General features: G+C 68.9%; 14 protein-coding genes and 1 pseudogene. 11 read left to right on the top strand and 4 right to left on the bottom strand.

Annotation, left to right across the window (positions count from 1 at the left end):
• Nucleotides 1-2: 2 nt before the first annotated feature.
• The 4 genes from U742_RS0106030 to U742_RS0106015 form a co-directional block, all read right to left on the bottom strand.
• A complete protein-coding gene (locus tag U742_RS0106030) occupies nucleotides 3-1,229 on the bottom strand; it encodes an NAD(P)/FAD-dependent oxidoreductase (RefSeq protein ID WP_029351037.1) in 1,227 nt (408 codons plus the stop codon).
• A gap of 18 nt (nucleotides 1,230-1,247) precedes the next feature.
• Nucleotides 1,248-2,063, bottom strand: a complete 816-nt coding sequence (locus U742_RS0106025; RefSeq protein WP_038360475.1) for an aspartate dehydrogenase — start codon at nucleotides 2,061-2,063, stop codon at nucleotides 1,248-1,250.
• A 70-nt stretch (nucleotides 2,064-2,133) separates the two neighbouring features.
• Entirely contained in the window at nucleotides 2,134-2,901 is a 768-nt protein-coding gene (locus tag U742_RS0106020; RefSeq protein ID WP_029351033.1) for an SDR family oxidoreductase, read from the bottom strand.
• 57 nt (nucleotides 2,902-2,958) lie between these two features.
• A complete protein-coding gene (locus U742_RS0106015) occupies nucleotides 2,959-3,486 on the bottom strand; it encodes a cupin domain-containing protein (protein ID WP_029351031.1) in 528 nt (175 codons plus the stop codon).
• A 184-nt stretch (nucleotides 3,487-3,670) separates the two neighbouring features.
• Between U742_RS0106015 and U742_RS0106010 the strand changes: the two genes are divergently transcribed.
• From U742_RS0106010 to U742_RS0105960, 11 genes and pseudogenes are all read left to right on the top strand, one after another.
• Nucleotides 3,671-4,345: a GntR family transcriptional regulator gene (locus tag U742_RS0106010; protein ID WP_029351029.1), complete on the top strand. Its 675-nt coding sequence runs from the start codon at nucleotides 3,671-3,673 to the stop codon at nucleotides 4,343-4,345.
• 72 nt (nucleotides 4,346-4,417) lie between these two features.
• Nucleotides 4,418-5,524: a branched-chain amino acid ABC transporter substrate-binding protein gene (locus U742_RS0106005; RefSeq protein WP_029351028.1), complete on the top strand. Its 1,107-nt coding sequence runs from the start codon at nucleotides 4,418-4,420 to the stop codon at nucleotides 5,522-5,524.
• A 157-nt stretch (nucleotides 5,525-5,681) separates the two neighbouring features.
• Nucleotides 5,682-6,623: a branched-chain amino acid ABC transporter permease gene (locus tag U742_RS0106000; RefSeq protein ID WP_029351026.1), complete on the top strand. Its 942-nt coding sequence runs from the start codon at nucleotides 5,682-5,684 to the stop codon at nucleotides 6,621-6,623.
• Nucleotides 6,613-7,611, top strand: coding sequence for a branched-chain amino acid ABC transporter permease (locus tag U742_RS0105995; RefSeq protein ID WP_248310270.1), 999 nt, complete (start codon nucleotides 6,613-6,615; stop codon nucleotides 7,609-7,611). Before U742_RS0106000 ends, U742_RS0105995 begins: the two co-directional genes overlap by 11 nt.
• On the top strand, nucleotides 7,611-8,450 hold the full coding sequence (locus U742_RS0105990; RefSeq protein ID WP_029351021.1) for an ABC transporter ATP-binding protein: 840 nt from the start codon (nucleotides 7,611-7,613) through the stop codon (nucleotides 8,448-8,450). Before U742_RS0105995 ends, U742_RS0105990 begins: the two co-directional genes overlap by 1 nt.
• Complete coding sequence (locus tag U742_RS0105985; RefSeq protein ID WP_081852846.1) at nucleotides 8,422-9,105, top strand: ABC transporter ATP-binding protein; 684 nt, start codon at nucleotides 8,422-8,424, stop codon at nucleotides 9,103-9,105. Before U742_RS0105990 ends, U742_RS0105985 begins: the two co-directional genes overlap by 29 nt.
• Nucleotides 9,106-9,144: 39 nt before the next feature.
• Nucleotides 9,145-9,915: an SDR family NAD(P)-dependent oxidoreductase gene (locus tag U742_RS0105980; protein WP_029351017.1), complete on the top strand. Its 771-nt coding sequence runs from the start codon at nucleotides 9,145-9,147 to the stop codon at nucleotides 9,913-9,915.
• Nucleotides 9,916-10,139: 224 nt separating this feature from the next.
• Nucleotides 10,140-11,963 (top strand): DUF3857 domain-containing protein, encoded by a 1,824-nt coding sequence (locus U742_RS0105975; RefSeq protein ID WP_029351015.1) that lies wholly within the window; start codon nucleotides 10,140-10,142, stop codon nucleotides 11,961-11,963.
• 226 nt (nucleotides 11,964-12,189) lie between these two features.
• Complete coding sequence (locus U742_RS0105970; RefSeq protein WP_081852867.1) at nucleotides 12,190-13,230, top strand: DUF3616 domain-containing protein; 1,041 nt, start codon at nucleotides 12,190-12,192, stop codon at nucleotides 13,228-13,230.
• Between the two features lie 96 nt (nucleotides 13,231-13,326).
• Nucleotides 13,327-13,533 (top strand): annotated as a pseudogene (locus tag U742_RS0105965) (4-oxalocrotonate tautomerase); the annotation flags it as partial.
• A 78-nt stretch (nucleotides 13,534-13,611) separates the two neighbouring features.
• Complete coding sequence (locus U742_RS0105960) at nucleotides 13,612-14,472, top strand: D-amino-acid transaminase (protein WP_029351009.1); 861 nt, start codon at nucleotides 13,612-13,614, stop codon at nucleotides 14,470-14,472.
• Nucleotides 14,473-14,555 lie beyond the last annotated feature (83 nt).

Here is a 14,555-nt window from a genome sequence, read left to right as displayed (position 1 = left end):
CTCTACTGGAAGCGGGCGATCGAGAAGGGAGCGACGTCGACGGCGGTCGGACGGTCGGCGATCAGCTCGGCGACGAGCCGCCCCGTGGTCGGGCCGAAGGTGAGCCCGGTATGGCCGTGGCCGAAGGCGTAGACGATGTCGGGGCGCTTCGGCGAGCGGCCGATCACCGGCATGGAATCCGCCGTGGTCGGGCGGTGGCCCATCCAGCGGGTGCCGCCCTTGGTGTTGAGCCCCGGCAGATAGCGGCGTCCCAGCTCGGCGAGGGCGTCGGAGCGCGCATAGTTGGGCGGCGCGTCGAGCCCCGCGAACTCGGCGGCGCCGCCGATGCGCAGGCCCATATCCAGCGGCGTCGCCACGAAGGCGCGCTCGGCGAAGATGATCTCGCGGCCGAGCGTGATCCCCGGTTCCGGCAGCGTCGTGTTGTAGCCGCGCTCGCTCTCCAGCAGCACGCGGTCGCCGAGCTGGGCGGCGAAGCGGCTCGACCAGGCGCCGGCGGCGACCACCAGCCGGTCGAAGGCAAGGCGCCGGCCATCGGCGAGCATCAGCTCGGTGCCGGCGATGGCCTCGGCCTCGCCGCGGATGATGGCCACGCCGCGCTGCTCGACATGCTCGCGCAGCCGGTCGACGATGCGCTTCGGGTCGGAGACGTGCGACCATTGCGGGGTGAACATCGCGTATTGCACGCTCGCGCTCAGCGCCGGCTCCATGCGCCGCGCCTCGGCGCCGTCGATCTCCTCGCAGACGACGCCGTAGCGCCGGCGCAGCTCGCGGAAGCGCGCATCCGCCGCGAAGCCTTCCGCCGTGTCGTAGACCCAGAGCGCGCCGACCCGATGCAGATCGTCCATCAGCCCGAGCTCGGCGAGCAGGGGCAGCATGTCGTCATAGGTCCGCCCGGCGAGCGGCGCGAGGGCGGCGGTGATGCGCCCGACCCCCGGCCAGGTGCCGGACTTCAGGAAGCGCAGCAGCCACGGCACCAGCTTGGGGAAATGCGCAACGCGCAGCGACAGGGGCCCGAGCGGATCGACGAGCCAGCCCGGCACCTTCCAGGCGAGGCCCGGCACCGAGGCCGGGATGAATTCGGTGATGCCGAGGCCGCCGGCATTGCCGAAGGAGCACTTGTCGCCCGGCGGATCGCGGTCGAGCACGACGACGTCATGGCCGTCGGCGCGCAGGGCGCGCGCGCAGCACAGGCCGATGATCCCGGCGCCGATGATGAGGATGCGCGACATGGCCGGGAGCAATTCCTTTCAGATCACCACGGTGGCGAAGAAGCGCCGCACCGCCGCGACGAGGCTCGGCGCGGTCAGGGCGGAGGTCTTCGGATTGATCGCCGAGGGGAGATTGGCGAAGCGCATCGCGGCGGTGCCGAAGGCGCTCTCCACCTCGATCTCATGGGTGTTGTGGGCGACCGCGGGGTCGGCGATCACCCGCACCGTAGTGCGCTGCGCGCCGGCGGCGAGCGCCACGGTGAGGCCTGCATTCAGGTTGCGCGGATAGAGCCGCGCCGCTTCGGCGGCACCGCCCTCGAACAGCGTGAAGGGCGCGGCGAGCGCCGCCGGATCCTGCCCGAGCGCGGCGAGCTCGGCGGCCCAGGCGGCGACCGGCTTGCGCGAGGTGTAGACGACGCGCGCATCCGGCTCGTCGTGGAGCGCGGCGAGATAGTCGAGCCCGCCGATCGCGCCCGAGGGCACGATCAGCCGCGCCCCGCCCCGCTCGGCCGCCCCGGCCAGCGCCTGCATGAGGCCGGCATCGCCGAGAGCGCCGGACGAGGCGACGATGAGGCTGATGCCCGCGGCGAGGATGGCGGGTCCGAATTCCGCCACCGCCGACTGCCCGGCCGCCTCGACGACGAGATCGGGGCGCGCCGCGACGAGGGCGGCGACGTCGCCGACCACCGCCGCGCCGGGCGCAGCGATCTGCCTCGAGGTGGAACGGCGGATCAGCACCGTCTGCCGGAGGGAGGCGTCGGCGGCGAGGCGCGCATACACGTCGCGGCCGATCGCGCCGAAGCCGATCAGCCCGACATGCCTCGCGGGCGGCCGTGCGTCCGGCAACCCCGTCATCCGACCCGCCCCCCGCGCCGTCCCTGCTCCATCCCGCGCCCTGCCCCGCTTGCGGCCTCCGGCCCGTCGGTCACCGCGGCGCGCCGCACCAGGACGACATGCCGCCGTCCACGGTGAACATCGCGCCGGTGGCGAAGGAGGCCTCGTCCGAGGCGAGCCAGAGGATCGCGTTGGCGATCTCGACCGGCTGCGCCCAGCGATGCATCGGCGAGCGCGCCTTGAGCTTGTGCTTGAAGCCTTCCGGATCGGGGTGGGTGGCGACCATCCCGTCGAAATAGGTCGACCAGGTGACGCCCGGCGCCACGCAGTTCACCCGGATGTTCTGGTCGGCATGGTCGAGCGCCATGGCCTTGGTGAGCGCCGCGACGCCGCCCTTGGAGGCGCAATAGGCGGCGCGGTCGTAGATGCCCATGTTCGCCACGTTGGAGGCGGTGTTGACGATGGTGCCACCACCCTGCGCCGCCATCACCGGGATGGCGTATTTGCTGCACAGGAACACGCCCTTGAGGTTCACCGCCATCAGCGCGTCCCAGGCGTCCTCCTCGGTGTCGACCACCGTGCCGGGAATGCCGTAGCCGGCATTGTTGGCGAGGATGTCGAGGCGGCCGAAGCGCTCGACGGCGGTATCCACCATCCGCTTCACCTCGGCGCTGCTGCTGACGTCGGCCTCGATCGCCGCCGCCTGCGGACCGAGCCGCTGCGCGAGCTCGCGGACGCCTTCCCCGTTGCGGTCGGCGAGCAGAACCCGCGCTCCCTCACGCACGAACAGCTCCGCCGCCGCCTCACCGATGCCCGCCGCCGAGCCGGTGATGATGGCCGTCTTATCCTTCAGACGCATAGTGTCCTCGACCTCGATGGATGAACGCTGCCGGACGGAAGAGGCCCGGCGCCGCAGTCAGGGTTGGCGCTGGTCGACCGGCGGCGCCGCGAAGACGGTGTCGCGCTCGATCTGCAGCACGTTCTCCGGGCGCGGGAACGGCTCGGGGGCCGGCTCGCCGTCGACCCGGTCGCGGCCGATGAGGCGGAAGAAGTCCTCGAGGCCGTTCGGCACGATGAGCCAGGTCCAGACGATATCCTCGGTGCCCTCGTTGATGAACATGTGCCGGCGGTTCTTGCCGATGAAGAAGGCCGAGCCCGGCTGCATCGGATGGTTCACCCCATCGACCACCGCACGGCCCTTGCCGCGCAGCACGTAGATGACCTCCTCGTTGCGGTCATGTGCATGCTCGCGCACATAGCCGCCCGGGGGTACCGTCTGGGTGCCGAATCCGATGGGGTGCTCCATGGGCACCGATTCGGGCGCGAAGATCACCTCGATATGGCCGTTCGCCGGTACCGGCTGCCAGTAGCTGACGGCCTCGCCCGGCTGACGGACCAGGATCTCGCCGGCGACCGTGGAGACCGCGTTTGCCTGCTCTGCCATGTGCCTTTTCCCACTGCTCGCCACGACCGGAGGCCGGGAGACAATTGAATACAATATTCAGGCTATTCCCGCCACAGATCGAATGAAAGCACAAAAAATAGGCATTTGTGTACAAATTATGTCCACTATTTAGGCTTGTTGATCAAACTTAACTGAATATCGTATTCAATATGGAGCGAGAGGGATGATGGCGAAGATTGGCCGCCAATCGTTGACGGATCAGATTGTCACGCAGTTGAGGCATCAGATCATCACCGGCCAGCTCCCCGAGGGGGCGCCGCTGCGCCAGGAGAAGCTCGCCGCCGAGCTCGGCGTGTCGCGCGTCCCGCTGCGCGAGGCGATCCGCCAGCTCGAGGCGGAGGGCCTCGTCGTTTCGGAACTGCACAAGGGGACGGTGGTGTCGTCCCTCTCACTGGAGGAGATCGAGGAGCTTTTCGAGATCCGCCTGCGGCTGGAGACGTGGCTGTTCGAGGCCGCCATCCCGCGCCTGACGGAAGCCGACTTCGCCCTCGCCGAGGCCATCACCGACGAGGCGATGGCGAGCGGCAGCGTCGAGAACTGGGGCGACTTCAACTGGCGCTTCCACGAGGTGCTCTACCGGCCGAGCGGGAACACCATCGCGCTCCGGCTGCTGCGCACCGTGCACGACAACGCCAACCGCTACGTGAACCTGCAGATCGCGGTGGCGGAGGATGTCGAGCGCGAGCTTTCCGACCACCGGGCGCTGATCGCCTTCGCTCGGCTGGGCGACATCCGGCGCGGGGTCGACACGCTGCGCGCGCACATCCAGCGCGTGTGCCGGAATCTGGTTGCGTCGCTGGCCGAGGGCCGGGTCGGCAAGGCGCGACACATCGCTTAGGGCGGCTGCCGGCGCATGTTGGCACCCGCCCCCACCAAACCGCCCGAACGGGCGTGAACAGAGGGAACTGACATGCGTCTCAAGAACCTAGCCTATGCCGCGGCGGCCGTCGCGCTGCTCGCCGGCACCGCCCATGCGGACGTGCTGATCGGCACCGCGGGCCCCACCAGCAACGCCGAGGCGCTGTTCGGCACCACCTGGCAGAACGGCATGGAGCTCGCCGTGAAGCAGGCCAATGCGGCTGGCGGCGTCCAGGGCCAGAAGCTCGTGCTGGTGCGCGACGACGACAGCGGCGACCCGAAGCAGGGCACGCTGATCGCCCAGAAGCACTGCGACAATGCTGCCATGCTCGGCGTGGTCGCCAACTTCAACTCCGGCGTCACCATCCCGTCCTCGGACGTGTACAACCGCTGCGGCATGCCGCAGGTGACCAACTCCTCCAACCCGAAGGTCACCAAGGCCGGCTACAAGAACCTGTTCCGCCCGATCGCCAACGACCTTTCGCAGGGCTCGGCGCCGGCCGAATACGCGCTGACCACGCTGAAGGCCAAGAAGGCCGCCATCGTCCACGACAAGCAGGCCTTCGGCCAGGGCGTCGCCGAGGTGTTCCGCGACAACTTCACGAAGGGCGGCGGCACCGTCACCTCGTTCTCCGGCGTCGCCCAGACCGACGTCGACTTCTCGGCGCTGCTCGCCACGATCCGCACCGAGAACCCGGACGTGATCTATTTCGGCGGCATCATGCCGGCAGTCGGACTGTTCGTGAAGCAGGCCCGCGAGCTCGGCATCAAGGCGACCTTCTTCGGCGCCGACAGCGCCTTCACGCCGGACTTCGTCTCGGGCGCCGGCCCGGCCTCGGAAGGCGCGATCGTCTCCTTCCAGGCGCCGCCCTATGATTCCTCGCCGGCTCTGCAGAAGTTCGCCGCCGACTACAAGGCCGCCTTCGGCGAGGAGCCCGGCCCCTATTCCGCCTATGGCTACCAGGAAGCCGCCATCATCATCGAGGCGATGAAGAAGGCGCCGGCCCCGCTGACCCGCGCGGGCATCGTCGCCGAGATCGCCAAGAGCGACTTCGACGGCATCCTCGGCCACGTCGCTTTCGCGCCCAATGGCGAGCTGACGAAGCCCTTCCTGTTCCTCTACGCGGTCAAGGACGGCAAGTTTGCCCTGGTGAAGTGAGCCGCCACGGTTGATCCTTCCCCGGCGGCCACCTGCCGGGGAAGCCCCTCCCGTTCCACCGTGCGGCTTGCCGCGCCAAGACCGCCCGTCCGGCGAGCGCCGGGCGTGCCGGTCCGCGCCACACCGTCGAAGGAATATCCCGCGAAGGAAGATTCCGATGGGCTCCCTCATCCTGCAGCAGACGATCAACGCCCTGACCGTCGGCTCGATCTACGCGCTGATCGCGCTGGGCTACACCATGGTCTACGGCGTGCTGCGCCTGATCAACTTCGCCCATAGCGAGCTGTTCACCGCCGGCGCCTTCATCGGCCTCGGGCTCGCCGGCGCGCTCGGCGTGACCGGCCATCCGATGGGCGGCATCATCGTCGGCCTCATCACCTTCGTGGTGATCGGGCTGGTCGGCGTCAGCGTGGAGATCGTCGCCTATCGGCCGCTGCGCGGCACGTCGCGCCTCGCGCCGATGCTCTCGGCGCTCGGCATGGCGGTGGTCATCCAGAACGCGGTGATGCTGATCGCCGGCCGCCGGCCGCAGATCTATCCCTCCTTCCTGCCGTCGGGGATCATCGACCTGTTCGGCGCCATCATCACCTACAAGCAGATCACCATCTTCCTCGTCGCGGTGATCCTGATGGTCGGGCTCGAGCTGTTCGTGAACCGCACCAATCTCGGCGTACGCATCCGCGCGGTGGCCGAGAACGCGGAGACCGCCTCGCTGGTCGGCATCAACCCCAACATGGCGATCTCGCTGATCTTCTTCATCGGCCCCGGCCTCGGCGCGGTGGCGGGGATCCTCTATTCGTCCTTCTACGGCGTGGCGAGCTTCACCATGGGCTTCGTCATCGGCATGAAGGCGTTCACCGCCGCCATCCTCGGCGGCATCGGCTCGATCCCCGGCGCGGTGCTGGGCGGCTTCCTGCTCGGCGCCATCGAGACCTTCGCGACCGCCTGGATGCCGGTGCTGACCGGCGGGCTGATCGGCACCGAATATCGCGACATCTTCGCCTTCTCGGTGCTGGTGCTGATCCTCCTGTTCCGCCCGGCGGGGCTCCTCGGCGAGCACGTCAGCGAAGAAACCATGGTGTACAAGAGTGACTTCTGACGCCCCCTCCCTGCAGCCGGCGGCACCGCTGCACATCTGGCGCGGCGCGCTCGTCCTGCTGCTCGTGCCGGCGGCGGCGCTGGTGGTCGGCCAGTTCCTGCCGACCTATCCGCTGCGCATCCTCGACATGATCCTGCTCTACGCCATACTCGGCCTCGGGCTGAACATCGTGGTCGGCTATGCGGGGCTGCTCGATCTCGGCTTCGTCGCCTTCTACGCGATCGGCGCCTATGCCTATGCGCTGCTCGCCTCGGGGCAGTTCGACATCCACCTGCCGTTCTGGCTGGTGCTGATCATCGGCTCCGCCGCGGCCGGCGTCGCCGGCGTGCTGCTCGGCATCCCGGTGCTGAGGCTGCGCGGCGACTATCTCGCCATTGTCACGCTCGGCTTCGGCGAGATCATCCGCGTACTGATGAACAACCTCGACGGGCTCACCAACGGCCCGCAGGGCATCGCCCGCATCGACGAGGCGCGCATCTTCGGCTGGACGCTGACCGATCCGCTCGACTTCCTCTACCTGCTCGTCGCCCTGCTGATCGTCGTGTTCCTCTTCGTCTGGCGGGTGCAGGAGAGCACGCTCGGCACCGCGCTTTCCGCGGTGCGCGAGGACCAGGACGCCGCGCGCGGCTGCGGCATCGACACCACGCGGGTGAAGCTGGTCGCGTTCGGGCTGTCCGCCACCATCGGCGGGGCCGGCGGCGTCATCTTCGCCGCCATGCAGCGCTTCGTCTCGCCGGAGAGCTTCACCTTCTGGGAGTCGCTCGTCATCGTGCTGGTGATCGTCGTCGGTGGCCTCGGCAATCCGTTCGGCGCGCTGCTCGGTGCCACCATCCTCATCCTGATCCCGGAGCTGCTGCGCGCCTATGCCGACTACCGGCTGCTGCTCTACGGCATGGCCCTGGTGGTGATCATCCTCGCCCGCCCGCGCGGCCTCATCTCGCGCGACTACGGCCCGCGCTGGCTGGTCCGCAAGCTGGGGGGCGGCTGATGCTGAGGTTCGAGCACGTCACCAAGCGCTTCGGCGCGCTGAACGCGATCAACGACGTCACCTTCGACGTCGAGCCGGGGCTGATCACCGCGATCATCGGCCCGAACGGCGCCGGCAAGTCGACCCTCGTCAACATGGCGGCCGGCTCCTACAGCGTCACCTCCGGGCGCATCCTGCTCGACGACATCGAACTGCAGAGGCTGCCGAAGTACCGCATCGCCCATGCGGGGCTCTCGCGCACCTACCAGAACATCCGCCTGTTCGACGGCATGAGCGTGCTGCAGAACCTCGAGGTGGTGCTGGTGCCCCCGCATATCGGCACGCTGATCGCCGACAGCTTCGGCCTCGCCTCGCGCGCGGCGGCGGAAGAGCGTCGCGCCCGCTGCCATGCGGTGCTACAGCGGCTCGGCCTCGCGCCCTACGCGCAGCGCCTTGCCGGCAGCCTCGCCTATGGCCAGCAGAAGCTGGTCGAGCTCGCCCGTGCCATCGTCGCCGAGCCGCGCGTGCTGCTGCTCGACGAGCCAGCGGCCGGCCTCAACCACGGCGAGACGGAAGAGCTCAAGAAGCACATCCTCGAACTGCGCACGCCCGGCATGGCGATGGTGCTGATCGAGCATGACATGAAGCTGATCATGTCCATCTCGGACCGGATCATCGTGATGAACCGCGGCGCGGTACTGGCGAAGGGCACGCCGGCACAGATTCGCGCGAACCCCGAAGTGCAGGAGGCTTACCTTGGCCACCCAGGAGCAACCGACGACATCGAAGCCGCTGCTCGCGGTCGACAGAATCGAGTCCGGCTACGGGAGGGTGAAGGTATTACATGGCATCAGCCTTAAGGTCCTGCCGGGCGAGGTCGTCTGCATCATCGGCCCCAACGGCGCCGGCAAGACGACGCTGCTGCGCACGATTAGCGGGCTGAACCGCCCCGGTCACGGCTCCATCCACTTCAAGGGTGAGGACGTCACCGGCCTGAAGCCGCACCGCATGGCGCGGCGCGGCATCGGCCATTGCCCGGAGGGACGGCGGGTCTTCCAGCAGCTCTCCGTCGAGGAGAACCTCATCACCGGCTACGTGGCCGGCCGCGGCAAGAGCTATGAGGAACTGCGCGAGGAGGTGTTCACGCTGTTCCCGGTTCTCGGCGAGCGGCGCAGCCAGGCGGCGAGCCGCTTCTCCGGCGGCCAGCAGCAGATGCTCGCCATCGGCCGCGCGCTGATGGGAAGCCCCGAACTCCTGCTGCTCGACGAGCCCTCGCTCGGCCTCGCCCCGCTCATCATCCACCAGATCTTCGAGATCGTGCTGAAGCTCGCCGAGAGCGGCGTGTCGATCATCCTGGTCGAACAGAACATCGATCTGTCCTTCCAGGTCGCCGACTATGTCTATGCGCTGGAGCACGGCTCGCTGCAGTGCTCCGGACCGGCGGCGAAGATGGCTACCGACGCGCGCATCAAGGACATCTTCCTCCCGACCGCCGACGCCCACGCGGCGCCGTGAGGCGCGCCCTCCAACCCTCGTTCCCGATCCGGTATCGCCATGTACAAGCTTGACGGAAGAAGCGCCCTCGTCACGGGCGGCGCGGTCGGCATCGGCCGGCGCATCGCCACCCGCCTCGCCGAGGAGGGCTGCGACGTCGCCGTCCTCGACCTCGACGCCGCCGGAGCGCAGGAGACCGCGCATATGGTCGAGGGGCTCGGCCGCCGCGCGGTGGCGCTCGGCGTCGACGTCGCCGATCACGACGCGGTGCAGGCGGCCGTCGGCGCCGCGCGCGGAGCATTCGGCAAGGTCGACATCGCCGTCAACAACGCCGGCATCACCATGGTCGGCAAGGTCGTCGACGTCGATGTCGCCGCATGGCGGCGGGTGTTCGCCATCAACACCGACAGCGTCTTCAACGTCTCCAGGGCCGTGCTGCCCGAGATGATCGAGCGGCGCGCGGGGCGGATCGTCAACATCGCCTCCTGGTTCGGCAAGATCGGCAAGCCGAGCTACGCGCCCTATTCCGCCTCCAAGGCGGCGGTGATCGCCTTCACCCAGGGGCTTGCCGCGGAGGTCGCGCCGCTCGGCGTCACCGTCAACGCCGTATGCCCCGGCTCGATCGTCGGCACCAGGATGCGCGAGGACGCCGACAGGATGTCACGCGAGCAGGGCCTGCCGACCGCCAAGGAGCGCGAGTCGATGATCCCGATCGGCCGCGTCGGCGTGCCGGACGACATCGCCCGCGTCGTCGCCTTCCTGGCCTCGGACGAGTCGTCCTACATGACCGGGCAGGCGATCAACGTCACCGGCGGGCTGTGGATGAACTGAGGCGCCACCTCCCCGGTCATTTCGCGGTAACCATCCGCTACACCTTCTCTTTTTCCGCTGCGACGATACCGGCACAGGGTGCGATCCGCGTGCTAGGAGGGACATGCCCTGCCTCTGCGGCAGCGGGCATGAGCGCAGGCCGGAGACGAGAGATGCAGCGCCGCCGATCCTTCAACGATGTTGCTCCCCGGCGGCATTTCGCGCCTCTCCGCGGGAACGGGTGGATGGCGGCGGCCCTCATCCTCCTGACGACGGCTCCCGCTGCCGCCGATCTGCCGGACGGCATGGTGCAGGCGATCACCAGCGAGATCGTGGTCAACGCCGACACCACCTATGTCGAAACCCGCACCTTCGAGGCGAAGCTGGTCAATGACCGGCTGGTGGCGGAGGCTGCGACCACGTCCTTCGACTTCGACCCGACCGACGAGAAGCTGGAGCTGCTCGAAGCCTGGATCACCCATGCCGACGGCACCCGCATCGAGGTGCCGGCCGCCAGCATCTTCACCCGCCCCAGCGCCGCCGCGCAGAGCACGCCGGGCTTCGTCGACACGCAGACGACCACCGTCGTCTTCCCGCAGGTGCAGCGCGGCAGCGTGGTGCACAGCAAGTGGCGGCACTCGATCAACACGCCGCAGTTGCTAGGCTTCAACGCCAATTTCCTGCCCGAGCTGAACGGCCGCATGGCGGTCGACGTGACGATCACGGCGCCGGCGAGCCTGCCCATCGCCTTCGGCCAGCGCGGGGGCTTCGCCGTCAGCGACACCACCACCGGCGCCACCCGGACGATCACCGCCTCGATCCGCACCGGCGAGACCTATCCCGCCGAGCCGCATATGGTCTCGCCGATCGACGTCGGTCCCGGCTTCGTCGCCTCCACCCTGACCGGATACGAGCAGTTCGGCGCCATCTATGCGCGGCAGGCCGCCGGCAAGGCGGCGGTGACGCCCGAGATCCAGACGCTCGCCGCCTCGATCGCCAATGGCGCCACCGGCCTCGAGGCGGCGCGGCGGGTGCACAACTGGGTGGCGGGGCACATCCGCTATGTCGCGGTCTATCTCAGCGCCGGCGACGACTACGTGCCGCACGACGCGGCGAGCGTGCTGCGCAACGGCTATGGCGACTGCAAGGACCACGTGGTGCTGGTGCAGGCGCTGCTCGCCGCGCTCGGCGTCCGCGCCGAGGCCGCGCTGGTGAACTGGGACAACCGGATGCAGCCGCTGCCCTCCTGGTCGAGCGGCTCGTTCAACCACGTGGTGGCCTATCTGCCGGACTTCGACACCTACACCAACACGACCGATCCCTTCGCCGCCTTCGGCGTGCTGGACATGATGCTGTCGGACAAGCTGGTGGTGATCGCCACCACGACCGGCGAAGTGCGGCACACCCCCGCCTCGAAGCCGCAGGACAATCTCTACCGCTTCGAGGGCGACATTTCCGTCGACGCCGCCGGCACCATCACCGGCAAGAGCCGCATCGCCGCCTCCAGCCGCACCGACGTGCCGATCCGCCGCATGATCGCGCAAGTGGGCGTGCCCGCCGCACTCGGGCAGGAGCTGCTCGCGCCGACGCAGGAGGGCGGTTACGGCACGCTGCGCTCGACCGACCCGCGCAACCTCGCCGAGCCGCTGCGCGCGCAGGGAGAGTGGACCAGCCCGCACGGGGTCGTGGTCTCGACGCCCTCGACCTATATGGCGGTTCCCTTCGGCATCAATCCGCAGCCGACCGGCTCGATGCGCGGCTACATCTCGCCGGATGGCGAGCGGCGGTTCCCGCTGATGATGGGTGCGGCCGACTTCGGCTGGACCTACCGCATCACGCCCCCGAACGGCGCAACGATCACCCGGCTGCCGCCGCCGGTGAACATCGCCAATGCTGCCGGCCGATTCACGGCGAACTATCAGGCAGATGGCGAACAGGTCGCCGTCACCTGGCGGCTGGTGCTGGACCGCGACATCTACGCCGCGACGGATTACCCCGCGCTTGAGGCTCTGCTCTACGCGCAGCTCGACGCGCAGCGCTCCATCCTCGTCTACAACCCGGCCCCCTGAAGCCGCGCCCCTGCACGCCGCCGCCAGCCTGTACGCAGGCCCGTCATTCCGATTGCATCACCCCTTTTTGCTCCTATAGATTGCATACAGGATTATCCTACGGCAGAGTTGTATCCGTGCTGCAGGGATGCCAGTACCCGTAAGGTTCAGCTCGTCGAGCCGCACGAGACGGCCAGTTCAGGGCTGGCGTATGACCTTTCGCCGCCGCATCCAGCTTGAGAGCAGCATGACCCGCTTCCTTCCCGCCGTCGCCATCGCCATCGCCATGTTCCTCGCCGGTCCGGCGATTGCGCAGAGCCTCTCGATAGCCGGACCGTTCACCCATTCCGGCATGTGCGAGGCCTCCGGCGCCGTGCCGCTGGCCGGCGGAGCGGATTTCATCGTGGTGAACGACGAGGACAATGTGCTGCGCGTCTATGCGGCGGGGCGGGACGGCGGCGCGCTCGCCGTCACCGACGCCGATCTCAATGGCTTCCTCCAGCTCGACCCTTCCGACGAGGACGACAAGGCCGACCTCGAAGCCGTCACCGAGCTCGGCGGGCGCATCTACGTTATCGGCTCGCACAGCCGCAGCGCCAAGGGCCGGGTGCGTGAGGCCCGGCAGCAGTTCTTCGCGCTCACCGCATCCACCGGAACGGACGGCTTCCGCATCAGGCCGGCGGGGTCGGCGCATTCGCTCACGGACGCGCTTGCCGCGCTCGACCCCGTCCTGAAGGCGGCCATCGGCCCCGACGAGCGAGTCGAGGCGCTGGCGCCGGAGAAGCAGGGCCTGAACATCGAGGCGCTGGCGGCGCGGCCGGACGGCAAGATGCTCATCGGCCTGCGCAATCCACTCAGCGCGGACGGCAGGGCCCTCGTCGTCCCGTTCGAGAATCCGGCACAGGTGGTCGACGACGGCGCCGTGCCGAAGCTCCTCGCGCCCGTCGCGCTCGACCTCGACGGACGCGGTATCCGAGCCATGGAATATGCGCCGGCATCCGGCACTTATTACATCGTGGCGGGGCCGGCCGGCTCGACCGGTCCTTTCGACCTCTATCGCTGGTCGGGCAAGGCGTCCGACGCTCCGGTTCCCGTGCAGGGAGCGCGGGACGCGATCGCCGGGCAGCCGGATTTGCATCCCGAGGGCCTGATCGTGAGCGCGGACGGACGCACGGTGACGCTGATCAGCGACGACGGCGATCGCGTGATGGCGGGCGGCACGCCCTGCAAGGAACTCCCCTCACCTGCCGCGCGCAGTTTCCGCACGCTGATCCTCACCCCGCAGTGACATCGGACAACCTCTGACGAAGCAGGTCTCCCCTTGCCTCGCGGCCGCTGCCGGCGCAAAGGTCCGGCGCGTCCATGACGCGTCGAGGAGGACGATTCGATGCCGACGATCCATGTGGAGCTGTTCGAGGGCCGCACCGACGAGCAGAAGCGCGACTTCGCCCGGCTGGTGACCCGCGAGGGCTCCCGCATCCTGAACGCGCCGCCCGAGGATTTCGACATCATCTTCGTCGAGGTTGCGCGCCAGAACTGGGCGACCGCCGGCCAGCTCCACAGCGACCCCGAGGGCGCTGCGGAAAGCTGACCACCCGCGCTTCCACCCCCGATCCCGGCGCGAGGTCACCTTTCAGCCGCCGGCAAGCCCCCCGGAAAGAGCCCTCCCATGAGCCGCATCGTCTATGTCGATGGCGCCTATCTGCCCGAGGCGGACGCCAAGGTGTCGGTGTTCGACCGCGCCTTCCTGATGGGCGACGGCGTCTATGAGGTGACGACGGTTCTGGAGGGCCGGCTGGTCGACTTCGCCGGCCATATGCGCCGGCTCATCCGCTCGCTCACCGAGCTCGCCATCCGCCCGCCGGCGACCGAGGAGGAACTCCTCGCCATCCACCGCGAGCTGGTCCGCCGCAACGAGCTGGACGAGGGCATCGTCTATCTGCAGGTCACGCGCGGCGTCGCCGACCGCGACTTCCTCTATCCGCCGGCTGACACCCGCCCCACCCTCGTCCTGTTCACCCAGAAGATGGCGGTGCTGGAGCGCGAGAGCGTGCGCCGCGGACTTTCGGTCGCGACGCTGCCGGACATCCGCTGGGGACGGCGCGACATCAAGACCGTGCAGCTCCTCTATCCCTCCATGGCCAAGATGGAGGCGAAGGCGCGCGGCGCCGACGACGCCTGGCTGGTCGACACCGAGGGGCGCGTGACCGAGGGCTCGTCCAACAACGCCTATATCATCACGCCCGACCGCCGCATCGTCACGCGCCGGCTCTCGCAGGACATCCTGCACGGCATCACCCGCGCGAGCGTCGTGCGGCTCGCTGCCGAGGAAGGCTACACCATCGACGAGGGCGGCTTCACCGTCCCCGAGGCGAAGGCGGCGACGGAGGCCTTCATCACGTCGGCCTCCTCCTTCGTCACCCCGGTCGTTTCGATCGACGGCTCGCCGGTCGGCACCGGCACGCCGGGCGAAGCCACACGCCGCCTGCGCGACATCTACATCGCCGAGAGCCTGCGCACCGCGATCTGAAGGCGCGCCGGCGGCCGGCGGCTGCCATCGGCCTGTCAAGACATCCGTTGCTTGATCGTGATCACGGACGCGAGCCTCGCGCC

This window comes from Allobosea sp. 117 (assembly GCF_000702305.1).
Classification (GTDB): domain Bacteria; phylum Pseudomonadota; class Alphaproteobacteria; order Rhizobiales; family Xanthobacteraceae; genus Ancylobacter.
This window is presented reverse-complemented; position numbering and strand designations above follow the sequence as displayed.